The organism is Bradyrhizobium sp. G127 (genome assembly GCF_021502575.1).
Classification (GTDB): domain Bacteria; phylum Pseudomonadota; class Alphaproteobacteria; order Rhizobiales; family Xanthobacteraceae; genus Afipia.
In genome coordinates this window covers 494,334-518,672 of the sequence record NZ_JAKFGN010000002.1, presented here as the reverse complement: position 1 = coordinate 518,672, position 24,339 = coordinate 494,334, and the positions used below count along the sequence as shown (strand labels likewise).

Genomic DNA, 24,339 nt, shown 5'->3' with positions numbered 1-24,339 from the left:
CCATGAACGCACCCGTCAAACCGTCGAAACTCCTCAAGGGTGCCACCGGCGACTGGGAAATGGTCATCGGCCTGGAAATCCACGCCCAGGTGACCTCCAACTCCAAGCTGTTCTCGGGCGCCTCGACCGAGTTCGGCGGCGCGCCGAACGACCATGTCTCGCTGGTGGACGCGGCGATGCCCGGCATGCTGCCTGTTATCAACGAGGAGTGCGTAGCGCAGGCCATCCGCAGCGGGCTCGGGCTGAATGCCAAGATCAACCTGAAGTCGACCTTCGACCGGAAGAACTATTTCTATCCGGACCTTCCGCAGGGCTACCAGATCAGCCAGTTCAAGTCGCCGATCGTGGGCGAGGGCGTGGTGACCATCGAATTGCGCGACGGCCAGACGGTGCCTGTCGGAATCGAGCGCCTGCATCTGGAACAGGACGCCGGCAAGTCGCTGCACGACCAGCATCCGACCATGTCGTTCGTGGACCTCAACCGGTCCGGTGTAGCGCTGATGGAGATCGTCTCCAAGCCGGACATGCGGTCATCCGAGGAGGCACAGGCCTATGTCGCCAAGGTGCGGACCATTTTGCGCTACCTCGGCACCTGCGACGGTGACATGGAAAAGGGCAACCTGCGTGCGGACCTCAACGTCTCGGTACGCAAGCCCGGCGAGCCGTTCGGCACTCGCTGCGAGATCAAGAACGTGAATTCAATCCGCTTCATGGGACAGGCGATCGAGTACGAGGCGCGCCGTCAGATCGGTATCCTCGAGGACGGCGGCACCATCGAGCAGGAAACCCGCCTCTACGATCCGAACAAGGGCGAGACCCGCTCGATGCGTTCCAAGGAAGAGGCACACGACTACCGCTACTTCCCCGACCCTGATCTGCTGCCGCTGGAGTTCACCGCCGCCTATGTGGACGACCTGAAATCAAAGCTGCCCGAACTACCTGATGAAAAGCGGGCGCGGTTCATGGCCGATTTCGGTCTGACGCCGTACGACGCCAGCGTGCTGGTAGCCGAGCGGGAGAGTGCGGATTTCTACGAAGCCGTGCTGGCAGAGCTCGCCGACAAGGCGCGCGACGGCAAGCTCGCGGCCAACTGGGTGATCAACGAATTGTTCGGCCGGCTCAACAAGGAAGGGCAGGATATTTCCTCGTCGCCCGTCTCGGCTGTGCAGATGGCGGCGATCGTCGACCTGATCGGAGAAGGAACCATCTCCGGCAAGATCGCCAAGGATTTGTTCGAAATCGTCTGGACCAAGGGCGGTGACCCGCGTGCGCTCGTCGACAGCCTCGGCATGAAGCAGGTGACGGATCTCGGCGCGATTGAGAAGGTGGTGGATGACATCATCGCCGCCAATCCGGACAAGGCCCAACAGGCGCGCGCCAAGCCGCAGCTCATGGGGTGGTTTGTCGGCCAGGTCATGAAGTCATCCGGCGGCAAGGTAAACCCGCAGGCGGTGAACGACCTGCTCAAAACCAAACTCGGCATCTGAATATTGTTAACGCGCCGCCGCCGGCGCGTTCAGCATCGCTCTCGCGCGTCGTTCGGTCAGTCCGTTTTACGTTTTACGACATGGCGACGAGCGCGCGACACGGTCACACCGGTTTGGAAAACGTCTCAGGACCGGAAACGGTTTTGCGAATCGGCTCTTGGAAAATTCCGAAAAAGTTCGCCGTTGCGAGCGGCGATCGCGCAAAAAGCAAATTTTCCCGAAAATATTTTTATTGCCAAAATTCGCGACTCAGAGTCCGCGAAACGTCATTTTTGGCCGCCGTGACCGTCTGCTTGAATTCATAATCATTGCGATGCGCATTGTGCGACGATGAAAGAAACAATTGCGGCACAGTAACTTCTTTGAATTCCGATGTGATGCCGCGCGTGTGTTTCGTACAAGCGACGCAGTGCCGCGCGACTGTCTTTCAATGCTTGTGTGAAGTGTTCGCGTCGTGCGTCGCGCCTCGCACGTAAACACTTCCTTAAGCGGGACACTGTTTTTTTGAATGCGTTGGTGTAATCCAGATGAAGTGCATTTCGATTCCCGAGTGCACACAGCGATTAAGCCATCTCACTAACTTAGGAGGGCAACATGGCCAAGAAAGCGAAGAAGGCGAAGAAGGCGAAGTCGGCAGTGAAGAAGACTGCCAAGAAGACCCGCAAGGTCGCCAAGAAGAAGAAGTAAGGCTCCGCCTTATGGAATTGTCGGCACATGATGCCGGCATCGTCACAAGAGCCGCCAGACTGATCAGTTCGCAAGAACGAGTTTGAACCGGCGGCTCAGGTCGACGAAAGAGGGTGTCGGCGAGACATCAGGCGAGACGGCCCGGCCAAATCTGCGAGAGCTTGCTCTCAACGGCGGTCAGGCAGAAGAGTTCAAGAGCTCTTCGTTCGTTGCGGGGGATGACCTCGCAGTTTCCCGGCAGTCTGCCTCGGCAGGCATGTTGGTGAGATCTCGGTCCTGACGTGTTCACCGACGCCCTCGTTTTTTTTGAGCCACTGCCTGATCGTGCCTTCGCAGCCCAGCGGCAGTCGGCAGCCTTGGACCTTTCCAAGAGCTTTGGTGCCTCCAAGAATTTTGACATCCGGAAACCGTCGTGTGTGAGGCGCGTCCTCTGGACGAGGGCTGCCGTTGCGAAGACGGGGCCACGGTCGCAGTGCCCTTGCATCCGGTGACCGGACCTGCCCAAGGGGCCGGTGGCGCATCTGAACGTCACTCATATCAACCGGATCGCGCAATGGTTATCGCTTCGCCAAATACAAAGGTGAATCGATTTTCACGCCTGTCGAAAAACCCTTATAAAATGGCTATTTCTTGGAATTTCGTGACCGCTGCCGGAAAGGGGCGTTCAGATTCGATTCATCGCGATACTTAAACTGCCATTCAAATTTTACGGGTCATATGGTCCCAATAAGCCGGGAAACGGCGAACGCGTATTCCGCAAGAACGGAAACCGGATTTGCGGAATACGCGTCACTCAAAATAACAGCGCATCGAACAGTATACGGACAGGGGCCGCGCTCGCCGCGGCGGGAAATCGGAGAACCAGGATGTTTCAGGGAACGATCGATACCGGCACCGCGATGCCGATCGAAGCAACAGTGAACGGCGACGTGCTGTTCGACCTCGGCATGATCTATTCGACCGGCCGCAGCGGCCTGATCGATCTGGTCGCCGCGCACAAATGGTTCAATCTCGCGGCGCTGAAGGGCAGGGTGGACGCCATCGCGTTGCGGCGGGAAGTCGCCGACCTGATGTCGGAGGCGGAAATCGCAGCCGCCCAGCGCGAAGCCAGGGCCTGGATGACGACGAACTTGAGCCGGTTGGATAATTCCGGGAACTATCATGTCACCTGGGCGCGGCCAGCCCTCCAGCCGGCGGCTCAAACGGTGGAATCCTTATAGGGACAACGATGTGGGCGCTTCGCCCGCCTGCGCGCGCTGCCACATCTCGAGACAAAGCGCTTCCAGATTTCGCGTGAACCGCTCCGTATCCAACAATGGCGTCGTTTGTCTTGTCTGATGGAGGCGAGAAGAGAAGGCCGGGATCGGTCGCCAGTTTCAAGGCAGGCGCCTCGTAGTCTTCCAGCAACGCCGTGACGAACTCTCAGGCTGGCCGAGAGCCTTGAACGCGCTCGCTCCGACGCGTCCGGCGAATGTCAATCCAATGCATGTGATGAGGAGGACGCCTCTGCCCAGACAGCGTCGCGCGCCGCCGTTGAGTGGACATTATTGCTCGGCGGAGAAAGAGGTCGGCAAAGGCGACAGGTGCACGTTTTCGTGCTGCTCGGAGCAGGGCGAAACTAGGGGGTGTTGATTGGCTTGCTGCCCCAAGGTTTTCGGCCGGTTTCTTCATATATGCTCAGGTCTTGAATTTTCTGAGTTATGCGGGCGTCAAGGGGCGCGTTAAACACCGATCGCTATGGCAAGGCTGGCGGAGACGGAGGGATTCGAACCCTCGATACCCTTTTCAAGGTATGCTCATTTAGCAAACGAGTGCCTTCAGCCGCTCGGCCACGTCTCCACAGGCTCGATATGCCTTACACATCGGCAGGCTGCAAGTCGCCCGGACGTTTTTCAGGGTTAGCCCCTTCATTGCGCCGCTTTCACCGTCCTGTCGGCATGATCCGCCAGCTACCATGACGGATGGAGGCATTGTTTGGATTCGCAAGCCGCAAATTCCGTTTACCGCCCCCTTACAAGGCATGCTTCGAGTTGGTCCGTGGCGTCTTAGTAATGAGAGTACGTCGCGGCGGATCAGCGATTTCATCGATCGGGACCGCGAGCGTAATCATCAACGCAGTAATTTTTTGCGGAGCTTCGATTCGGGCATATCGAACTCTCAGAGGGGCGTGAGCCGTTTGTGGCACCCGTTGGTCTATATTTGGGGCGGTTTTGTAATTGCTCTAAAAATATAATAATAACAATATCTTACACCGTTCGAGTTGAGCCGATTGCGTGCTATTTGTGCAACACATCCCTAAAAACGGCTGGAACCGCACCGTTTCAAGGCGGTCCTTTGTTGCTTGATCACAAGTGTTGAGCAATTGTCTGTGAAGCGACGGAGGGGGGCATCCCGAGGTCGTTCCGTTAGGTGGTTTCGCTTAAGTCGCTCGCGTTCAGCGGGAGTGTCCGAAAGCGCGAGGCGGCCGAGCGGTTAGCGGGGATTAAGGGAACCACCCCAAGGTGTGACTTACACCGACGGACCGGAACCTTCCCTAACAGAGCAAAACTTGGAGGTTTTATGAGCAAGATTAAGAGCCTTATCCTCGGATCGGCTGCGGTTATCGCAGCATCCGCTGGAGCACAGGCAGCTGATCTTCCGGTGAAGGCGAAAGCCGTTCAGTACGTGAAGATCTGCTCCCTTTATGGCGCCGGTTTCTATTATATCCCCGGTACCGACACCTGCATCAAGCTGGGCGGCTACGTTCAGGCTGACGCGAACTTCAACGGCGGCAACTACGGCAAGCCGGCGTGGCAGGTTGTTGCAACGGACGTCAACGGTGCGCACAGCCGTGATGCTGACTTCTTCACCACTCGTACGCGTACCCAGCTGAACATCGACACCCGCACCGCCACTGAATACGGCGTTGTCCGTACCTTCTGGTCGAGCAACTTCCAGCACTCCACCGGTGAAGGTCCGTCGAGCGGCGTTCTCACCATGGACTATGGCTTCGTTCAGTTCGCCGGCTTCACCTTCGGTAAGGCGGTCTCGGTGTTCCAGACGCCATGGGGTGCCTACGGCGGCAACCAGAACAACTCGTTCACCCTCGGTGCTTACGATGACGCGACTGGCGTTACTCAGGCTGCCTACACTTGGCAGTTCGGTAACGGCGTTTCGGCGTCGGTCGCGGTCGAAGACGCACGCGGTATCTTCCGCGGCCCGTTGATCAACGGCAGCGCGGCTCCAACCGCTGCTAACCTCTACACGGGGGTGTATGCTAGCGCCTCCGGCGGCAACACCGCTCCGGACATTACGGGCAACATCAAGATCGACCAGGCTGCGTTCACCGCTCAGCTGTCGGCTGCTGCTCATAACATCCACTCCACCTATTATGGCGCGAACGAGACCACCGGACATCCGAGCGATGCCTGGGGCTTCGCCATCCAGGGCGGTCTTCAGTTGAAGAACCTGCCGACCGGACCTGGCGATAAGCTGTCCATCAGCGGTATCTACACCGACGGCGCGATCAAGTACGTGATCAGCGGCGTTACCGGAACCTCGTTCGCTTCCTACGGTGGCGGTGAAGGCGGGCTCGGATACAACACGTTCGCGGCCTTCCCGGTTGCAGACGGCGTTTTCGCGACTGGCGGATCGATCGAGAAGACGAAGGCCTGGGGCTTCCAGGGCGCTTTCGTTCATAACTGGACCCCGAATTGGGAAACCAGCGTGTTCGGCAGCTACACCAACGTCGACTTCAACACCAATGCGTCGGCGATCCTCTGCGCCGCTCCTGCTGCTGGTACTACCCGCAGCGTCGGTGCTACTTGCAACCCAGATTACAACATCTGGCAGATCGGCAGCCGCACGGCCTGGACTCCTGTCCAGAACCTGACGTTCAGTGCCGAAGTCATGTACACCACGCTCGACCAGAACAACACGGGCACACTGACCTCGACGACTGCGCCGACTACCTTCAAGCCGGCTGGTACTTACGAGTACAAGGATCAGGGCATCGTCTCTGGCAACATCCGCGTGCGCCGCACCTGGTAATGTAACCGCCTCACGGCGATTACAGCCTGAACTAAAAAAGACCTCCGGCAGGAAACTGCCGGGGGTTTTTCTTTGCGGCCTGAAGTGCAGAAGGTTCTCTCCGCGCATTCCCGCGTTTCAAAAAGGAATGGGCACTCGCCGCTCGCGGGGGCGAGGAGAGGAGCTGCAATCATCGCTGAGAAGTGCGGGACGGGTTAGATCTTCGCCCCATCGCACCGCGCGCAGAACGCGACGATACGCTCTATCGTAGGCCTGTCCGCCAGCAGGGGCGCGTGACCCTGATCGGCCACTTCCACCAGGTCGATGTCGCTGCGTCGCGCGACCATGTCCCGCACGCCCTGCGGGGACAGCAGGTCGGAGAGGCCGCCATGGATCAGCATCAGCGGCACGCTGGCCAGCTTGTCGAACAACTCCCACACCTGTGGCAGCGGATTGGCGGGGTCGAGGCCATCCAGCGTATGCGCGAGTTTCAGATCGTAGGTCCGTTCCAATCCGCCTTCGGCCTTTTCCCGGAACGCCCGTCGGGCCCACGCCATCCATTCCGCATCGGTAAGCGAAGGAAAAACGGTGCCGAACAGCTCCTTCAGCCCGCGGGCTGCCTCGTCCCATGTCTGCCGGGGCGGCGGATTGGCGATATAGCCCTTGATCTTCATCAGGCCGCCGATCTCAAGCGCAGGGCCGATGTCGTTCAGAACCACACCGGCCAGCAACTGAGGCTGCGCCGCCGCCAGCGCCATCGAAATCAGGCCGCCGCGCGAGGTGCCGAGCAGAATCGCGCGTGAAATACCCAGCGAAGCGGCGATGGTAAGGACATCGACCAGTTCGACGGGGACCGTGTATTTGGCGGGATCCGGATCGTAGTCCGACAGGCCGCGGCCGCGATAATCGACAGCCACCACCTTGCGGGGTGCTTTGGTGTCCGTGGCAATGGCGCTGGCGATGTCATCGAAATCGTCGGCGGTCCGCGTCAGGCCGGGCAGGCACAGCACCGGCAGCGCGGTGCTGTCATCGGGGCCGACGACCTTTGCATGAAGTTTCAGCCCGTCGGCCGACTGACAGAAGACGTCACGAAACGAGCTGGACATTTGCCGAGGTCTCTGTGGTTCGGTGTAGAAGGCGGGGCTAAGGAGCCAGTCTATTCCACGCTCGCACCGCGGCGCAAATCCGCCTCGATCAGCAGTTTTGACCCGCCGCCAAACCGGGCGCGGTAGACCTGCAGATTTTCCATGATCCTCTGAACGTAGTTGCGCGTTTCCGCGAATGGAATCTGCTCGACCCAGTCGACTGCATCCACCTTGGGATCACGCGGGTCGCCATAACGCTCGATCCACTTGCGCACGCTGCCGCGGCCGGCATTGTAGCCGGCGAATGTCATGATGTAGGAGCCACGGTAGTCCTCGATCAATCCGCCGAGTTCGGCCGCACCGAACGCGGCATTGTAGGCGGGATCGGACTTCAGCCGGGCCAGATCGAACGTCGCACCGTGGCGCTTGGCGACGTATTTGCCGGCGGCCGGCGTCACCTGCATCAGGCCATAGGCGTTGGCCGGAGAGACCACCGCCGGGTTAAACGCGCTTTCCTGGCGGGCGATGGCGAACACAATCGCTTTTTCGACTTCGGGTCCGAAATCCTTGTAGGGCGGGATGCCGCTGACGGGATAGGCATAGTGATCGAACGGCATGCCGCGGTTGAGTGCAGCCTTGCCGACCATCAGCATGCCCCGCGCATCGTCGCGCCGCTGGGTCAATTCGCAGAGCGCGAGCAGGGCATCCATATCGGCGCGCTCGCCCATGTCTGCCAGGATTGGAATCGCAAGCTCGCGTTCATCCAGTGCATAGAGCAGATCGACCGCGCGGACGATTTCCAGTCTCTCGCCGTTGCGCGAGCGTCCCGGTGGGCCGTTCAGCGCAATCTGGGGCAATCCCAGCTTGGCCCGCGCGAGCTGACCGTAATAGCTGGTCGATTGCGCCGCCGCCGCTTCATATCCTGCGCGGGCTTCCTGCGTTCGTCCCGCAGCCTCCGCTGCGCGGCCTTGCCAGTAACCGGCACGGGCCAGCGCGGTCGGATTGACGCTGCCGACGCCGATGCGGGCGAAATGCTGGGCGGCAAGATTCGGATCGTTGAGGAAACGCAACGCGATCCACCCCGCGGTGAATTCCTGCTCGGTCTTGTAGATATCGCGCGCGGGCAGAGATGCATCGCGGGCAACAGCGTAAGCGGTCCGCGGTTCATTGGTGTCGAGCAGCTTGCGCGCCAGCAGCCGCCGCTCGATCCACCATTCGTCGGCATTGACGAGCCGCGCCGGATCGCGCGGCGCGGCCTGCATGGTGCGCGCGGCTTCCGCGAACTTGTCTTCGCGCCGCAGCCACTGTGCCTTGCTGAAAAGATAGAGTGGATCGTTGTGTAGGTCGCCCGGGACCGCGTCGAGCAGGGCCTTCGCGTTCGAAGCCTTCTTGTTGAGGGCAATCCGCGCCTTGGCGAGCGCGACATGGCCGCTGCCGAGCCGCTTGGCGGACCGCAGCCCGGCTTCCGCGTTGTCGCCGCTGTACAGCAGCATATCCATCCGGACCTTGATGTCACCGGCCGTCAGCAGCGTGCCGAACCTGTCGAACGCGGTCTCTTCGGTGTCGGATGAAAAGGAATCGCCGCGCCAAGCCTCTCGCACCAGCCGCTCGGCGCTCGGACGATCGCCGCGTGCGAGCAATGCTCGTGCGAGCATGAAGCGGCCTTTGGCGGAAATCGGCTGCTCGCCGTTGAAGAATGCGAGGACAACGGAATCATCCCGCTTGTCGTCCCACAATGCAGCTTCGCCGCGCCGCCGCAGGAATGTCTGGCTCGGCCAGCTCGGATTTTCTGTGATGAACGCCTTGTACCGATCGGACGATGCGCCGTTGTCATCGCTGCGCAGGATGATCCATTCAGCCAGTTTGCGTGCGACCGGGTCGCCGATCGATGCCTGAAGCTGCGTGGCATCGGCCGGCTTTTTGTTGCGCACCAGTTCGATGACCTGCTCAAGCGTATCCGCATCCGCCTTCGAGGTGGATGATGTGGTGGACATGGCCAGGGGCGCCGAAGGCTTCTTCGGCGGAGCAGGGCGCGCGGCCGACTGGTCGGAGACTTTCGGCGCGGGGGCGAGCGGGGTTGCTTTGGCGGACGAGGCTGGTGGCGGCGCAGGCTTCGCCGGGACGGTCTGCGGAGTCACGTTGCGGGGGATCGGTCGCGGCTTGGGCAGCGGAACTCCAAGCGCCGCGTGCGATGCCAGTGAGATCGCCGCTGCACCGAGCAGCGCGGCACCCCAGCGCTTGCGCCGGGCTAGTCCCACCGATGAAGGAGCAAATGGCGTCACGGGCAGCCTGCGGGGCGAATCATCAAGAGCCTTCACCTTCGGTGTAGGGCATTGAATATGTGGACAAAACATCAAATGTGTTAGAAGGGGCACATTGTCGCAACACCGCGGCAAAATAGCGGCTGGTGCAGGCTGTTTTGGAGCGCCCATGCATCAGTCCCAAAGGCAGGGACTTTCATCGCGCCCCCGGACCCGGTATCAATCTGTCCCAAAATCATAGCGTCGCGATACGCGTTCGGAGAACGACCATGGCAGTCAAGACGAAGTTTGGAGGTTCCTTTACCGCCTTGGTTACGCCGTTCAAAAATGGCGCGCTGGACGAAGCCGGCTTGCGTGAACTGGTCAACTGGCAGATCGAGCAGGGATCGCATGGTCTCGTTCCCGTCGGCACGACCGGCGAAAGCCCGACGTTGACTCATGACGAGCACAACAAGGTGACCGAATGGGTCGTCGAGGAGGCGAAGGGCCGCGTCCCCGTGATCGCAGGCGCGGGCTCCAACTCGACCAAGGAAGCGGTCGCGCTGGCGAAGCATGCCGAGAAGGCTGGGGCAGATGCGGTTCTTGTGGTGACGCCTTACTACAACAAGCCAACCCAGGAAGGCATGTATCACCACTTCAAGGCGGTGAACGATGCGATCGGGATTCCGATTTTCATCTACAACATTCCGCCACGCTCGGTGGTCGATCTGTCGGTTGAGACAATGACGCGGCTGTTCGAACTGAAGAACATCGCGGGCGTGAAGGATGCGACCGCCAATCTTGCGCGCGTCTCGCAGCAGCGCCACGCCATGGGACCGGATTTCATCCAGCTCTCGGGCGAAGATATGACGGCGCTCGCCTATATGGCCGCGGGCGGCCATGGATGTATTTCGGTCGTTGCCAACGTCGCGCCGAAGCACTGTGCCGACCTGATGTCCGCGGTGCTGAAGGGCGATTATGCCGGCGCGCTCAAGATCCAGGATCGGCTGACGCCGCTGCACGATGCCATCTTCAAGGAGCCGGGCCTCGCCGGCGCAAAGCACGGCCTGAAGCTCTTGGGCCGCGTGCATGAAGAAGTGCGTCTGCCGCTGATGCCGGTGACGCCGCCGACCGGCAAGGTGATCCGCGATGCGATGGTGTATGCAGGATTGTTGAACTGACGCCGCAACGGATGGAGGTTGCCGATGCTTGAGGAATTCAAGAAATTCGCCCTGAAAGGCAACGTCGTCGACCTCGCGGTCGGTGTGATCATCGGGGCGGCGTTTGGAGCCATCGTCACGTCCATGGTATCGGACATCATCATGCCGATTATCGGTGCGGTGACGGGCGGGCTCGACTTCTCGAACTATTTCACCGGCCTCTCCAAATCGGTTACCGCAACAAACCTTGCCGATGCGAAAAAGCAGGGGGCGGTGCTGGCCTGGGGCAGTTTTCTCACACTAACGCTGAACTTCCTCATTGTTGCGTTCGTGCTGTTCCTGGTGATCCGTCTCATGAATCGGCTGAAAGCCAAGGAAGAGGCTGCGCCTGCACCAGCCGCACCCACGAAAGAAGAAGTGCTGCTGACGGAAATTCGTGACCTGTTGAAATCGAAATAATCACTATCTAACGCAGCAGATTCTCTGACAGCGCAAATCTGTTCGGAAGTGCAGTCAGCTTCATTCTGGAGGATTGCGTTCTCTCGCGCGCTGCTTGTCGCGCGACCACGCTCCGAGGCACTTGATGGCCGAAAAGAAAGAAAAACCGATCAAGGTCGTTGCGGAAAACCGCAAGGCCCGATTCAATTATGCCATCGAGGATACCGTCGAGGCAGGCATCGTACTGACCGGCACCGAGGTGAAGTCGATACGCGGCGGCAAGACCACGATCGCTGAGTCCTATGCCGATGCCAAGGACGGCGAAATCTGGCTGGTGAACGCAAATATCCCGGAATATCTGCAGGCGAATCGCTTCAATCACGAGCCGAAGCGGCTGCGCAAACTGCTGCTGCACAAGAAAGAGATCAACAAGCTCGCTAGCGCCATCGAGCGCGAAGGCATGACGCTGATTCCGCTCAAGATGTATTTCAATGAGCGCGGCCGCATCAAACTGCAGCTCGGTCTTGCCAAGGGCAAGAAGCTGCACGACAAGCGCGACACCGAGAAAAAGCGGGATTGGGAGCGCGAGAAGGGCCGACTGCTGCGGGCGAGAGGTTGAAATCATGAGCCAGCCAAACCTGATGGGGGTCGACTGGAGCAAAATTCCAGCGCCCCTGGATGACGGAGCCGCAGGGCATCTTGTCGGCATGAAAATCCCGCCGGTGACCTTGCCTGCGACCGACGGGACGTCAGTCACGCTTGCATCGTTGCCGGGGCGGGTGGTGCTGTTTGCCTATCCGCGCACCGGCGAACCGGGAAAGATCAGCCTTGTGGACGACTGGGACATGATTCCCGGTGCGCGTGGCTGTACGCCGCAGACCTGCGCGTTTCGCGATCTGTTCAAGGATCTCAGGGAAGCCGGCGCGAGGCACGTTTTCGGGATTTCGACTCAGGACACGGCCTATCAGCGCGAGATGGTGGAGCGGCTGCACGTGCCGTTTCAGGTGCTGTCCGACAGCGCTCTTGCGATGGCGCGCGCGCTCAAGCTGCCTTCAATGGATGTGGCGGGTCTGACGCTGATCAAGCGCCTGGCGCTGGTCATCGATGATGCAGCGATCGCGCATGTGTTCTATCCGGTGTTCCCGCCGGATAGGAATGCGGGTGACGTTCTGACGTGGCTGCAGGAAAATCCGCGCTAACCCAGATACTCCCGCACCCGGGCGAACACGGCCCTGAACATTTCAGGCGTAAGGACGCGCGTGTTCGTGTTGTATCGCGAGCAATGGTAGCTATCGAATAGCCGGACTGATCCTGCCTGATGTTCTGCGCCATGTGCGAACGGTGCGGCCGCAGCGCGAATGCCGAGCATCTTCAGGGTTGAATCGTGTGAGACACGCCCCAGCGCGACAATGGCTCGCAGGCGCGGCATCTCATCGATCGCGGCGCGCAAGAACGGGCGGCAGGTGTTGATTTCCACAGGTAAAGGTTTGTTCTGTGGGGGCACGCAACGCACAGCGTTGGCGATCCGGCAATCGACAAGGGTCATCCCATCATCGGGCCGGGCCTCATACGATCCCCGCGCGAAGCCCAGCTCCGTCAGCGTCCCGTAAAGAAGATCGCCTGCAAAGTCGCCGGTAAAAGGCCGTCCCGTGCGATTGGCGCCTTGCAGGCCGGGCGCGAGGCCCACGATCACAAGCCGCGCATCGGCGGGCCCGAAAGAGTGGACGGGCGCATTGTACCAATGCGGGTGCAGCGCGCGATTGGCGTCGCGATAATCTTTTAGGCGGGGGCAAAGAGGGCAATCCGGGCCGGGTTCGTTTGATTGCCCTGCAACGGAGACGGCAGGGCCGGCGCTGTTGCGCCGGCTTTCCTTGGTCTTGTCCTCAATCGTCGAATTGGTCGGCATCGCCTCGCGGTACAATGGTGCTCGTGCTTCGCTGCAGGAATTGCGGCGTGTGCTGACGAGGTTCGCGCGGTTCACGGGGAGCAGGGCGCTCGCTCGGATCGCGGCCGAGTTTGGACTGTAGCTGCACCAGATCAGTAAAGACATCCGCCTGCCGGCGCAATTCGTCGGCGATCATCGGAGGCTGGCTGGAGATGGTGGAGACGACCGTCACCCGCACGCCGCGGCGCTGCACAGCCTCGACCAGCGAGCGGAAATCCCCGTCGCCCGAGAACAGCACCATCTGGTCGATGTTTTCAGCCAGCTCCATGGCATCCACCGCAAGTTCGATGTCCATGTTGCCTTTCACCTTGCGGCGTCCCGAGGCGTCGATGAATTCTTTCGTCGCCTTGGTCACCACCGTGTAGCCGTTGTAATCCAGCCAGTCGATCAACGGCCTGATTGATGAGTACTCCTGATCCTCGATGATGGCGGTGTAATAGAAGGCTCGCACCAGAGTGCCACGACTCTGGAATTCAAGCAGAAGGCGCTTGTAGTCGATATCGAAACCAAGAGTCTTCGCTGTTGCATAGAGGTTGGCACCGTCAATAAACAGCGCGATCTTGTTCGTGGCAGAAGGCATCAGTTTTTTCTCGCATCGTTGTATTAGTATATTTTTGGCGCAGCGTTTTGGGGCGCTGCACTGGTGCGTGGATTTCAGCTATCCACGCTACGGGATTCTTTAAGGATTAGGGCCGTCAAAGCCAACCCGGCATGCGTGACGGTGCCAACATTCACTTCATCATCCTTCTGGATGAAAGAGGATGTTCTTTGTTAGATGAATAAAGCGATTTCTTGTCCATTGGACTAATTGCCTCGCAGCCATGCGCCAGGGGCAGGCTTCCGGGAGAGGCTGTTTTAACGCCCACCCTGAAATTCTTGCTTGCGGAAACACGCCGGTCGCTATACCTAGCGCGCATAGCGACATATTTTCAGGTCCAGACCCGGAGCGGCAGCCGATGGCGCGCGTCACTGTTGAAGATTGTATCGATAAGGTCGACAACCGGTTCGACCTCGTCCTGTTGGCCGCGCACCGCGCCCGCATGATCTCGTCCGGCTCGCCTTTGACCATTGACCGGGATAATGACAAAAATCCGGTCGTTTCGCTACGCGAAATCGCCGATACGACCATTTCTCCGGAAGATTTGCGGGAAGAATTGGTCCATTCGCTGCAGAAATTCGTCGAAGTGGACGAGCCGGAACCCGATACCGTGCCTCTGATCGGCTCCGCGGGGGCCTCCGTGGACGCCGACGACACCGAAGTGGCCGTCGAGCGTATGACGGAAGAAGAGCTCCTGAAGGGCTTGGAAGGTCTCGCGCCTCCCGAAGAGCAGCCCGAGGAAGACGAATAGGATACATTCGCTCGCCTGCGATCCCGAGTTTTGGGGGCTTGAATCAAATTTTCGCAAAGGCCCGGGCGGATCGCCCGGGCCTTTGCATTTATTGACATTTTTAGGGGCTTCCTTGTGGTGACCGGCGAAGCCGGTGATATTGTTGATAGCGGTTCCTTTTTAAATCGCTCTTCGAGGCAGCAAAGCGGATGGCCATCTGGCGCCGAAATCAGCCCCAAATGCAGGCGGCGACCGAAGCGGTCGCCGAGGCTCCGGCTGCGCCTTTGGCCGCGCCGGTCAAGAAGCCGCCGCGCGCCAAGATGATGCGGCAATACGACCTTGTGGACCGGGTCCGGGCCTATAATCCGAACACCGACGAAGATCTGCTCAATCGGGCTTACGTCTACGCCATGATGGCTCATGGCGAGCAGACACGCGCGTCGGGCGATCCGTACTTTTCGCATCCGCTGGAAGTGGCGGCGATCCTCACCAATCTGAAGCTGGACGATGCAACCATCGTTGCGGCGCTGCTTCACGACACTATCGAAGATACCGAATCGACCCGCACCGAAATCGACCAGATGTTCGGTCACGAAATCGGCGCGCTGGTGGAAGGGCTGACCAAGCTCAAGCGGCTCGAACTGGTGTCGCGCGAAGCCAAGCAGGCCGAAAATCTTCGTAAGCTGTTGCTTGCGATTGCGGATGACGTGCGCGTGCTGCTCATCAAGCTCGCCGACCGGCTGCACAATATGCGAACGCTGGAATTCGTACCGCCCGCGTCGCGTCACCGGATCGCGGAAGAGACGCTGGACATCTATGCGCCGCTCGCAGGCCGCATGGGTATGCAGGAAATGCGCGAGGAATTGGAAGATCTCGCGTTCAAGGTGATCGATCCGGATGCTCACGCCGTGGTCGTGCAGCGCCTCGATGCTCTGGAAGAGCGCGACCGCAATCTGATCGGCGAGATCGAAGCCCAACTGTCTGCCAAACTTACCAAGAACGGTGTCAACGCGCAGGTGAAGGGCCGCCGCAAGCAGCCTTTCTCGATCTGGATGAAGATGGAGCGCAAATCGGTCGGTTTCGAGCAGCTGTCCGACATCTTTGGCTTCCGCATCATCGTCAACAGCATCGCGGAAGTCTATCGCACGGTCGGCATCGTGCACACGACGTGGCCCGTCGTGCCAGGGCGGTTCAAGGATTATATCTCGACGCCGAAGCAGAACGACTATCGCTCGATCCACACCACGGTGATCGGCCCCGGCAAGCAGCGCGTCGAACTGCAGATTCGCACCGAGGAAATGGATCGCGTCAACGAATACGGCATCGCCGCGCATGCCTTCTACAAGGACGGCGTCGGTTCGCCCACCGAACGGCTTGAGCGCGAGTCCAACGCGTTCGCATGGTTGCGGCACACGGTCGAGGTGCTTTCGGAAAGCGCTAATCCGGAAGAATTTCTCGAACACACCAAGATGGAGCTTTTCCACGATCAGGTGTTCTGCTTCACCCCGAAGGGGAAACTGATCGCGCTGCCGCGCCGTGCCAATGTTATCGACTTCGCCTATGCCGTGCATACCGACGTCGGCAACAGCGCGGTGGGCTGCAAGATCAACGGCAAGTTCGCGCCGCTGTCGTCCGAATTGCAGAATGGCGACGAGGTGGAGGTGCTGACGTCGCAGGCGCAATCGGCGCCTCCGACAGCATGGGAATCCCTTGCAGTTACAGGCAAAGCCAAGGCGGCCATCCGCCGCGCCACGCGCACCGCCGTGCGCGATCAGTATGCCGGCCTCGGCCGGCGCATTGTCGAGCGCTTGTTCATGCGTGCCAAGATCGTTTACGCCGACGACAAGCTGAAGGGCGCGTTGCCGCGTCTCGCCCGCGCTTCCATCGACGATGTGATGGCGGCCGTCGGACGCGGTGAGATGAAAGCGTCCGATGTCGCCCGTGCGATGTATCCCGATTACAAGGAAGAGGCGCGGCTCAGCGGCAAGAAGGCTGCCGGCGCGAAGTCGAAGCCTGCGGGCGACGCCAAGACTTCGAACGCGATCCCGATTCGCGGCATCAACAGCGACCTGCCGGTGAAGTTCGCGCCGAACGGCGGTGCCGTGCCTGGCGACCGCATCGTCGGCATTGTGACACCGGGTGAGGGGATCACGATCTATCCGATCCAGTCACCGGCGCTGAAGGATTTTGAGGAGGAGCCGGAGCGCTGGCTCGACGTGCGCTGGGATACGGATGAGGCGGCGCCCCGCCGGTTTCCGGCGCGGTTGCTGGTGCAGAACGTCAACGAGCCGGGAAGTCTTGCGCAGGTCGCGGGTGTCATCGCGGAACATGACGGCAATATCGACAACATCAATATGAGCCGCCGGTCGCCGGATTTCACAGAACTGACCATCGATCTTGAGGTCTATGACCTCAAGCATTTGAACGGTATTATCGCGCAGCTTCGCGCCAAGGCGGTCGTCGCCAGTGTCGATCGCATTAACGGCTAATTGCCATCGCTATCCGGGTTTCCGTTTCCATGTCAGTCCTTCCGCCGCTGCGTCTCGGGGTCAATGTCGATCACGTCGCGACCCTGCGCAACGCCCGCAACGGGCGTGCGCCCGATCCGGTGCGGGCCGCACTGCTGGCGATCGAAGCCGGCGCCGATGGCATCACAGCGCATCTGCGCGAGGATCGCCGCCATATTCGCGACGACGACATGACGCGGCTCAAGGCTGAAATCTCCAAGCCGCTGAATTTCGAAATGGCCGCGACGGAAGACATGCTGCGGATCGCGCTCGCAACCGGGCCGCATGCGGTGTGTCTCGTCCCTGAGCGGCGAGAGGAACTGACCACCGAAGGGGGCCTCGATGTGGTCGGGCAGCAAAAAGCACTTGCGCCATTCATCACGCGGCTGAACGATGCTGGCGTGCGGGTCTCGCTCTTTATCGCAGCCGATCCGGCGCAGATCGAAATGGCGGCGAAGCTGCGTGCGCCCGTGATCGAGATTCACACCGGTGCCTGGTGTGATGCCGTGGTCGCCGACGACAAGGCGAAGGCAGAGTCGGAGTGGCAGCGGATCGTATCCGGCGCGGCGCTGGCGCAATCCGCCGGGCTCGAGGTGCATGCGGGGCATGGACTCGACTATGTCACTGCCGAGAAGATCGCAGCGTTGCCGCAGATCGTCGAACTCAACATCGGATATTTCATGATGGGCGAGGCGATGTTCGTAGGCCTCACGCAAACCGTGCTCGATATGCGCGCGGCGATGGACCGCGGCCGCAAGACGCTCCGGACCTACCTATGATTATCGGCATCGGATCGGACATCATCGATATCACCCGCATCGAGAAGGTGATCGGCCGTCACGGCGACCGCTTCATCGATCGCATCTTTACCGACGTCGAGCGGGCCAAGGCCGAGCGCCGCTCCGCGATGCCGAAGCTGATCTGGGCGACCTATGCCAAGCGATTCGCTGCCAAGGAAGCCTGCTCCAAGGCGCTGGGTACCGGCATCCGGCGCGGGGTGTGGTGGCGCGACATGGGTGTCATCAACCTGCCGGGGGGCCGTCCCACCATGAGATTGACCGGCGGGGCGCTGGTGCGGCTGGAATCCCTGATTCCGCCGGGCCATGAGGCGCGGATCGACCTTACGATCACCGACGATTGGCCGCTGGCACAGGCTTTTGTCATGATTTCGGCATTTCCTGCCGTCAGAGAGTGATCGGCGCTGGCCCCCGGATCAAATCGCTCAAGAATCTAAAATTCGCTGATTTGTCAGACGATTAGCAAGTTTTCATGACGCTCTTGATTGCGCCACTTGCGACAACCGTCTAAAACCCGCGCGGGTGATTTGGGCGGCGTGTTCGCCTCCTCGGGCGAAGTGATCCGGTCCGGAGGCGCATAACCAGGATTTTGAAAGAGCAGATGAGCGTGACAACCCCGGCCAAATCTGAAGGCGGCGTCGGCGAGACCGTCCGCGTCGTTATTCACGCACTCATTATCGCGCTGGTGATCCGCACCTTCCTGTTTCAGCCTTTCAACATTCCGTCCGGATCGATGAAGGCGACGCTGCTGGTCGGCGATTACCTGTTCGTCTCGAAATATTCTTACGGTTACAGCCACTATTCGATCCCGCTGTCGCCACGTCTTTTCACCGGGCGGATATTCGGTTCGGATCCCGATCGCGGCGACATCGTCGTGTTCCGTCTGCCGAAGGACGACACCACCGATTACATCAAGCGCGTCATCGGATTGCCGGGCGACCGTATCCAGATGAAGGAAGGGTTGCTCTACATCAACGACAAGCCGGTGCAGCGTGAGCGGCTGGCCGATTTCGTCGGCGAGGATCCTTGCGGCACGGATGCCACCGCGCGCGTCAAGCAATGGAAGGAAACGCTGCCCAACGGTGTCGTCTACAAGACGCTCGATTGCGTCGATAACGGTTTCTACGACAACACTAACGTCTACACCGTGCCGCCCGGACATTTCTTCATGATGGGCGATAACCGCGACAACTCCACCGACAGCCGCGTGCTGTCCGCCGTGGGTTATGTGCCCTCCGAAAATCTGATCGGTCGGGCGCAAATGATCTTCTTCTCCATTGCCGAGGGCGAACAGGCCTGGCAGTTCTGGCGCTGGCCGGTCTCGGTGCGCTGGAATCGTATCTTTTCCATCGTGCGATGAGCGGCGATACCGCAGCCGTCAAAACTCCTCCGGATACGGACGTCGCCGTGAGCACGGGCGCCGCGGACGTCAAGCCTGCGACGAAGAAGGCGCGCCGGCCGAGCGCGAAGGCCGCCGCCAAGATCATCGAACAGCGGATCGGTCATACCTTCGCCGATCCCTCGCTGCTGGCGACGGCGTTCACGCATGTTTCCGCGCTGAAATCCGCGCGCAGCCGCGCAGACAGCTATCAGCGTCTTGAATTTCTCGGCGACCACGTCCTCGGGCTGATTGTTTCGGACATGCTATATCGCGCGTTTCCGAAGGCCGACGAGGGCGAACTGTCGAAGCGTCTCGCCGATCTCGTGCGCCGGGAAGCCTGCGCCGATGTCGCCAAGTCGCTCGGGCTGGATGAAGCGATCAAACTTGGTTCGGTCGGCGCGGGCGCGAGCGCGCGGCTGCGCAACTCCGTTCTCGGCGACATCTGCGAAGCGGTGATCGGCGCGGTGTTCCTCGATGGCGGTTACGCGGCAGCGGCGGAATTCGTCGAACGCAACTGGACGGAGCGCATGCGCAAGCCGGTACGGCCGCTGCGCGATCCGAAAACCGTGTTGCAGGAATGGGCGCAGGGCAAGGGCCTGCCGACGCCGGTTTATCGCGAGGTAGAGCGCACCGGGCCGCATCACGATCCGCAGTTTCGCGTGGCGGTGGAATTGCCTGGACTGGCGGCAGCCGAAGGAGTTGGCGGCAGCAAGCGCGCCGCAGAGAAACTCGCAGCGACAGCGCTGCTGAAGCGGGAAGGCGTGACGGGCGGCAATGATGCCTGATGAAGCACAAAATGATACGGCCCGCGAAACGCGTTGCGGCTTCGTCGCCCTGATCGGCGCGCCGAATGTCGGCAAGTCGACGCTGGTGAATGCGCTGGTTGGCTCGAAGGTTACCATCGTCTCAAAGAAGGTGCAGACCACGCGCGCTCTGATCCGCGGTATCGTGGTCGAGGACAACGCGCAGATCATCCTTGTCGATACGCCGGGTATTTTCGCGCCAAAGCGCCGTCTCGATCGCGCGATGGTTTCGACCGCATGGAGCGGTGCGCACGATGCCGACCTTGTCTGCGTGTTGCTGGACGCGCGCGCGGGCATTGACGAGGAGGCTGATGCCATTCTCAGCAAGCTCGCCACCGTCAATCATCCGAAAATTCTGGTGCTGAACAAGATCGATCTGGTGCCGCGCGAGAAGCTGCTGGCACTGGCGCAGCAGGCGAACGAACGGCTGAAGTTTGCCGAGACCTTCATGATTGCGGCGCTGTCCGGCGATGGCGTCGATGACCTGCGCCGTGCGCTTGCCAAGGCGGTGCCGCCCGGTCCGTTTCACTATCCCGAAGACCAGATGTCCGACGCGCCGCTGCGGCATCTGGCGGCGGAGATCACGCGCGAGAAGATTTATCGTCACCTGCATCAGGAGTTGCCGTATCAGTCCACGGTCGAAACCGACTCATGGACCGATCGCAAGGACAAGTCGGTGCGGATCGAGCAGACGATCTTTGTGGAGCGCGATAGTCAGCGCAAGATCGTGCTCGGCAAGGGCGGCGCAACGATCAAGGCCATCGGCGCGGACTCGCGCAAGGAGATCGCGGAAATCGTTGGCCACCCGGTGCATCTGTTTCTGTTCGTGAAGGTGCGGGACGGCTGGGGCGACGATCCGGAGCGTTATCGCGAGATGGGTCTGGAGTTTCCAAAAGAATGAACGGCTCCAACGTTCAGGTTCCGAAGAATATCTTCTACTTTGAAGTGCTGTTGTATCTGTCGCTGCTGATCGACGTATTGTCGGCTGCGTTCCTCGATCGGATGCCCGACGACATAACCGAGTCGGCGAAGCTTGCGATCAACTTCATCGCCGTCGCGATGACGCTGGGATTTGTCCAACTTGTGTGGCTTGCCGCGCGTCGGCGCAGGAACTGGGCGCGGATGATCCTTTTGGCAGCGCTGGTGCTATCGACGGTGTCCATCCTCACGACGGTGGGAGATACCGGATTGCAGTTCAGCACGTTTGTGGATGTGATCTCGACGGCCTTAACCGCGCTGGGCCTGTTTTTCTCGTTCACCGGCGATGCGCAGAACTGGTTCCGGCAGCCGGAATAGCCCCGCTTTTCCGGAAATGTACCGGGCGACAGAAACGCGCAGAATCCTGTAAGCTCCGCTCATGGAATGGACCGACGAAGGCATCGTTCTTGGCGTGCGGCGGCATGGCGAATCCAGCGCCATCGTCGAACTGTTGACGCGTAGCCACGGCCGCCATCTGGGGCTGGTGCGCGGCGGCGCGGGCACGCGCATGCGCCCGCTGCTCCAGCCCGGCAACACTGTGAACGCGGTCTGGCGGGCGCGCCTCGACGAACATCTCGGATACTACGCCATCGAGGGGACGCGGCTGCGCGCGGCGACTATGTTTGCGTCTCCGCATGCGGTCTACGGCGTGACGCATCTGGCCTCGCTGGTCCGACTATTGCCCGAGCGTGATCCCCATGAAGACATCTACGAGATGCTGGAATCCATCCTCAACGATTTCGACGATACCACCGTGGCCGGCGTGCAACTCGTGAAGTTCGAACTCGCGATGCTGACCGAACTCGGCTTCGGCCTCGATCTGTCGTCCTGCGCCGCGAGCGGGACGGTGAACGATCTGATTTACGTGTCGCCGAAATCCGGCGGCGCGGTGTCGCGTCAGGCGGGCGAGCCGTGGCGAGACCGGCTGTTGCGATTGCCACCGTTCCTGCGCGAGAGTGATGACGGCACCAACGGCTGGACCGGCCAGGATGTCGAAGACGGCTTCCGGTTGACGGGCCTGTTCCTGCTGCGGAATGTGCTCGAGCCGCGCGGGCAGGGTCATTCGGATGCCCGCGAGGGCTTCATCAATGCGGTGCTCCGGCCGCGCGCCAGCGTGGCTGCCGAATAGGCGAAAAGCGGCGTTCTGCGCCTCAAAAACCCTCGAATCAGATGTTGTTCATCCGCCAGACAGGAGTTAACCCGTTTCCATGGGCAAAAGACTGATTCCACCAGAGCCGATGGACATTCAGGAGGTCGCACTCCGCGAAGCGCTGGAAGAGCGCTATCTCGCCTATGCGCTTTCGACCATCATGCACCGTGCGCTGCCGGATGCGCGTGACGGACTGAAGCCGGTTCACCGCCGCATCCTCTACGGCATGCGGCTGCTGCGGCTCGACCCCGGCACGCCGTTCAAGAAATCCGCCAAGATCGTCGGCGACGTGATGGGTTCGTTCCATCCGCACGGCGACCAGTCGATCTACGACGCGCTGGTGCGTCTCGCGCAGGATTTCTCTTCGCGCTATCCGCTGGTGGACGGGCAGGGCAACTTCGGCAACATCGACGGCGATAATCCCGCCGCCTATCGCTACACCGAAGCGCGCATGACGGAAGTCGCGCGGCTGCTGCTGGAAGGCATCGATGAGGACGCGGTTGAATTCCGCGCCAACTACGATGGCCAGTCGCGCGAACCGATCGTGCTGCCGGGCGCGTTTCCGAACCTGCTGGCCAACGGCGCGCAAGGTATCGCGGTCGGCATGGCCACCTCGATTCCCCCGCACAACGCAGCCGAACTCTGCGACGCCGCGCTGCACCTGATCGACAAGCCGAACACGAAATCCAGCGGCCTGCTGCGTTACGTCAAGGGCCCCGACTTTCCGACCGGCGGCATTGTCGTCGACTCCAAGGAAAGCATCGCGGAAGCCTATGCGACGGGACGCGGCTCTTTCCGTGTGCGCGCGAAATGGGCTCAGGAAGAGGGCGCGCGCGGCACCTGGAACATCGTTGTCACGGAAATTCCATGGCTGGTGCAGAAGTCGCGGCTGATCGAGCGCATCGCCGAACTGCTCAACGAGAAAAAACTGCTGCTGGTCGGCGACATCCGTGACGAGTCGGCGGAAGACGTGCGCATTGTCATCGAGCCGAAGTCGAAGAACGTCGATCCTGAAGTGCTGATGGAAACGCTGTTCAAGCAGACCGAACTTGAAAGCAAGATTCCGCTCAACCTCAACGTGTTGGTGAAGGGGCGCATCCCAAAGGTGCTCGGTCTCGCCGAGTGCCTGCGCGAATGGCTGGACCATCTGCGCGATGTACTCGTTCGGCGCGCGAATTTCCGCAAGAACCAGATCGAACATCGGCTCGAAGTGCTGGGTGGCTACCTGATCGCCTATCTGAATCTCGACAAGGTCATCAAGATCATCCGCACCGAGGACGAGCCGAAGCCGGTCCTGATCAAGACTTTCAAGCTGACCGATCTTCAGGCCGACTCCATTCTCAACATGCGGCTGCGCAACTTGCGCAAGCTCGAGGAAATGGAGATCCGGGGCGAGGACAAGGATCTTCGTAACGAATTGAAGGGCATCAAGGCCGTCCTCGCTTCGGAAGAAGAGCAGTGGAAGAAGGTCGGCGAGCAGGTCAGGAAGGTGCGCGACACCTTCGGTCCCAAGACGCCGCTCGGCAAACGCCGTACGCAGTTCGCCGATGCGCCGGAGCATGATCTTGCCGCCATCGAGGAAGCGCTGATCGAGCGCGAGCCGATTACGGTCGTGGTCTCGGACAAGGGCTGGGTCCGCACGCTGAAGGGCCATGTCGAGGATTTGTCGAACCTCGCGTTCAAGACCGACGACAGCATGGGCTTCTCGTTCTTTGCGGAAAGCACCTCGAAGCTGACGCTGTTCGCGACCAACGGCCGCTTTTACACGCTCGATGCGCAGAAGCTGCCGGGTGGGCGCGGCCATGGCGATCCAATCCGCATGACCATCGACATGGAAGGCGATGCCAACATTGTCTCCATGTTCGTGCAGAAGGGTGGCCGCAAGTTCCTCGTGGCGAGCAGCGACGGGCAAGGCTTCGTCGTCAACGAGGACGACTGCGTCGCCAACACCCGCAAGGGCAAGCAGGTTCTCAACGTCACCGCGCCCAATGAAGCGGCTGCAATTGCGACGGTCAGCGGCGATACCGTCGCGGTGATCGGCACCAACCACAAGATGGTGATCTTCCCGCTCGAGCAGATCCCGGAAATGGCGCGCGGGCGCGGTGTACGGTTGCAGAAGTACAGCGGCGGCAAGTTGTCCGACGTGATGACGTTCACATCGAAGGACGGCATGACGTGGAAAGATTCTGCCGGTCGCGACCAGAGTTCGACCTGGAAAGAACTCGCCGACTGGCGCGGCAACCGCGCGGACGCCGGCCGTCTGGCGCATGGTTTCCCGAAGTCAAACAAGTTCGGCAAGGTGATCGAGTAGGACGAAGTTCTCTCGCCAGCACGGCTTGTTCGCG

Annotated in this window: 20 protein-coding genes, 1 tRNA gene and 1 pseudogene; 17 read left to right on the top strand and 5 right to left on the bottom strand. The window is 60.6% G+C overall.

The annotated features are described in order from the left end of the window. Positions 1–2 precede the first annotated feature (2 nt). Complete coding sequence (gatB, locus tag LVY71_RS14385; protein WP_235100548.1) at positions 3–1,487, top strand: Asp-tRNA(Asn)/Glu-tRNA(Gln) amidotransferase subunit GatB; 1,485 nt, start codon at positions 3–5, stop codon at positions 1,485–1,487. Positions 1,488–3,040: 1,553 nt separating this feature from the next. Then, positions 3,041–3,304, top strand: a pseudogene (locus LVY71_RS14380) (SEL1-like repeat protein); the annotation flags it as partial. Positions 3,305–3,921: 617 nt separating this feature from the next. Here the strand turns inward: LVY71_RS14380 and LVY71_RS14375 are convergent. Continuing rightward, a tRNA-Ser gene (locus tag LVY71_RS14375) sits at positions 3,922–4,013 on the bottom strand. A gap of 720 nt (positions 4,014–4,733) precedes the next feature. Between LVY71_RS14375 and LVY71_RS14370 the strand changes: the two genes are divergently transcribed. Further along, the gene (locus tag LVY71_RS14370) at positions 4,734–6,203 is read left to right on the top strand and encodes a porin (protein ID WP_235100547.1); all 1,470 of its coding nucleotides are present in this window, start codon (positions 4,734–4,736) and stop codon (positions 6,201–6,203) included. Between the two features lie 194 nt (positions 6,204–6,397). On the opposite strand, the gene LVY71_RS14365 is transcribed toward LVY71_RS14370, so the two are convergent. Next, on the bottom strand, positions 6,398–7,288 hold the full coding sequence (locus LVY71_RS14365; RefSeq protein ID WP_235100546.1) for an alpha/beta fold hydrolase: 891 nt from the start codon (positions 7,286–7,288) through the stop codon (positions 6,398–6,400). Positions 7,289–7,338: 50 nt separating this feature from the next. Further along, a complete protein-coding gene (locus tag LVY71_RS14360; RefSeq protein ID WP_502797581.1) occupies positions 7,339–9,549 on the bottom strand; it encodes a lytic transglycosylase domain-containing protein in 2,211 nt (736 codons plus the stop codon). A gap of 248 nt (positions 9,550–9,797) precedes the next feature. On the opposite strand from LVY71_RS14360, the gene dapA reads away from it, so the two are divergent. From dapA to LVY71_RS14340, 4 genes are all read left to right on the top strand, one after another. Beyond that, positions 9,798–10,688 (top strand): 4-hydroxy-tetrahydrodipicolinate synthase, encoded by an 891-nt coding sequence (dapA, locus tag LVY71_RS14355; protein WP_235100545.1) that lies wholly within the window; start codon positions 9,798–9,800, stop codon positions 10,686–10,688. Positions 10,689–10,712: 24 nt separating this feature from the next. Further along, a complete protein-coding gene (mscL, locus tag LVY71_RS14350) occupies positions 10,713–11,126 on the top strand; it encodes a large conductance mechanosensitive channel protein MscL (protein WP_235100544.1) in 414 nt (137 codons plus the stop codon). A gap of 124 nt (positions 11,127–11,250) precedes the next feature. Continuing rightward, entirely contained in the window at positions 11,251–11,724 is a 474-nt protein-coding gene (smpB, locus tag LVY71_RS14345; RefSeq protein ID WP_235100543.1) for an SsrA-binding protein SmpB, read from the top strand. Positions 11,725–11,728: 4 nt separating this feature from the next. Next, positions 11,729–12,304, top strand: coding sequence for a peroxiredoxin (locus LVY71_RS14340; protein WP_235100542.1), 576 nt, complete (start codon positions 11,729–11,731; stop codon positions 12,302–12,304). On the opposite strand, the gene LVY71_RS14335 is transcribed toward LVY71_RS14340, so the two are convergent. Continuing rightward, complete coding sequence (locus tag LVY71_RS14335) at positions 12,301–13,011, bottom strand: uracil-DNA glycosylase (protein ID WP_235100541.1); 711 nt, start codon at positions 13,009–13,011, stop codon at positions 12,301–12,303. The genes LVY71_RS14340 and LVY71_RS14335 overlap by 4 nt on opposite strands. After that, entirely contained in the window at positions 12,989–13,630 is a 642-nt protein-coding gene (locus LVY71_RS14330; protein WP_235100540.1) for a LabA-like NYN domain-containing protein, read from the bottom strand. Before LVY71_RS14330 ends, LVY71_RS14335 begins: the two co-directional genes overlap by 23 nt. A 376-nt stretch (positions 13,631–14,006) precedes the next feature. On the opposite strand from LVY71_RS14330, the gene rpoZ reads away from it, so the two are divergent. The 10 genes from rpoZ (at position 14,007) to parC (ending at position 24,305) form a co-directional block, all read left to right on the top strand. Further along, positions 14,007–14,399, top strand: a complete 393-nt coding sequence (gene rpoZ / locus LVY71_RS14325; protein ID WP_006020886.1) for a DNA-directed RNA polymerase subunit omega — start codon at positions 14,007–14,009, stop codon at positions 14,397–14,399. A 188-nt stretch (positions 14,400–14,587) separates the two neighbouring features. After that, positions 14,588–16,867, top strand: coding sequence for a RelA/SpoT family protein (locus LVY71_RS14320; RefSeq protein WP_235100539.1), 2,280 nt, complete (start codon positions 14,588–14,590; stop codon positions 16,865–16,867). A gap of 29 nt (positions 16,868–16,896) precedes the next feature. Beyond that, positions 16,897–17,664 (top strand): pyridoxine 5'-phosphate synthase, encoded by a 768-nt coding sequence (locus tag LVY71_RS14315; RefSeq protein ID WP_235100538.1) that lies wholly within the window; start codon positions 16,897–16,899, stop codon positions 17,662–17,664. Further along, complete coding sequence (gene acpS, locus LVY71_RS14310; RefSeq protein WP_235100537.1) at positions 17,661–18,080, top strand: holo-ACP synthase; 420 nt, start codon at positions 17,661–17,663, stop codon at positions 18,078–18,080. Before LVY71_RS14315 ends, acpS begins: the two co-directional genes overlap by 4 nt. Before the next feature lie 203 nt (positions 18,081–18,283). After that, positions 18,284–19,042 carry a signal peptidase I gene (gene lepB, locus LVY71_RS14305; protein ID WP_235100536.1) on the top strand — a complete coding sequence of 253 codons (759 nt, stop codon included), beginning with the start codon at positions 18,284–18,286 and terminating at the stop codon, positions 19,040–19,042. Beyond that, complete coding sequence (gene rnc / locus LVY71_RS14300) at positions 19,039–19,848, top strand: ribonuclease III (protein WP_235100535.1); 810 nt, start codon at positions 19,039–19,041, stop codon at positions 19,846–19,848. Before lepB ends, rnc begins: the two co-directional genes overlap by 4 nt. Next, on the top strand, positions 19,841–20,767 hold the full coding sequence (gene era, locus LVY71_RS14295) for a GTPase Era (protein ID WP_235100534.1): 927 nt from the start codon (positions 19,841–19,843) through the stop codon (positions 20,765–20,767). The genes rnc and era overlap by 8 nt, the downstream gene beginning before the upstream one ends. Further along, positions 20,764–21,162 carry a hypothetical protein gene (locus LVY71_RS14290; RefSeq protein WP_235100533.1) on the top strand — a complete coding sequence of 133 codons (399 nt, stop codon included), beginning with the start codon at positions 20,764–20,766 and terminating at the stop codon, positions 21,160–21,162. Before era ends, LVY71_RS14290 begins: the two co-directional genes overlap by 4 nt. 61 nt (positions 21,163–21,223) lie before the next feature. Further along, the gene (gene recO, locus LVY71_RS14285) at positions 21,224–21,973 is read left to right on the top strand and encodes a DNA repair protein RecO (protein WP_235100532.1); all 750 of its coding nucleotides are present in this window, start codon (positions 21,224–21,226) and stop codon (positions 21,971–21,973) included. 79 nt (positions 21,974–22,052) lie between these two features. Continuing rightward, positions 22,053–24,305, top strand: a complete 2,253-nt coding sequence (parC, locus tag LVY71_RS14280) for a DNA topoisomerase IV subunit A (RefSeq protein WP_235100531.1) — start codon at positions 22,053–22,055, stop codon at positions 24,303–24,305. Positions 24,306–24,339 lie beyond the last annotated feature (34 nt).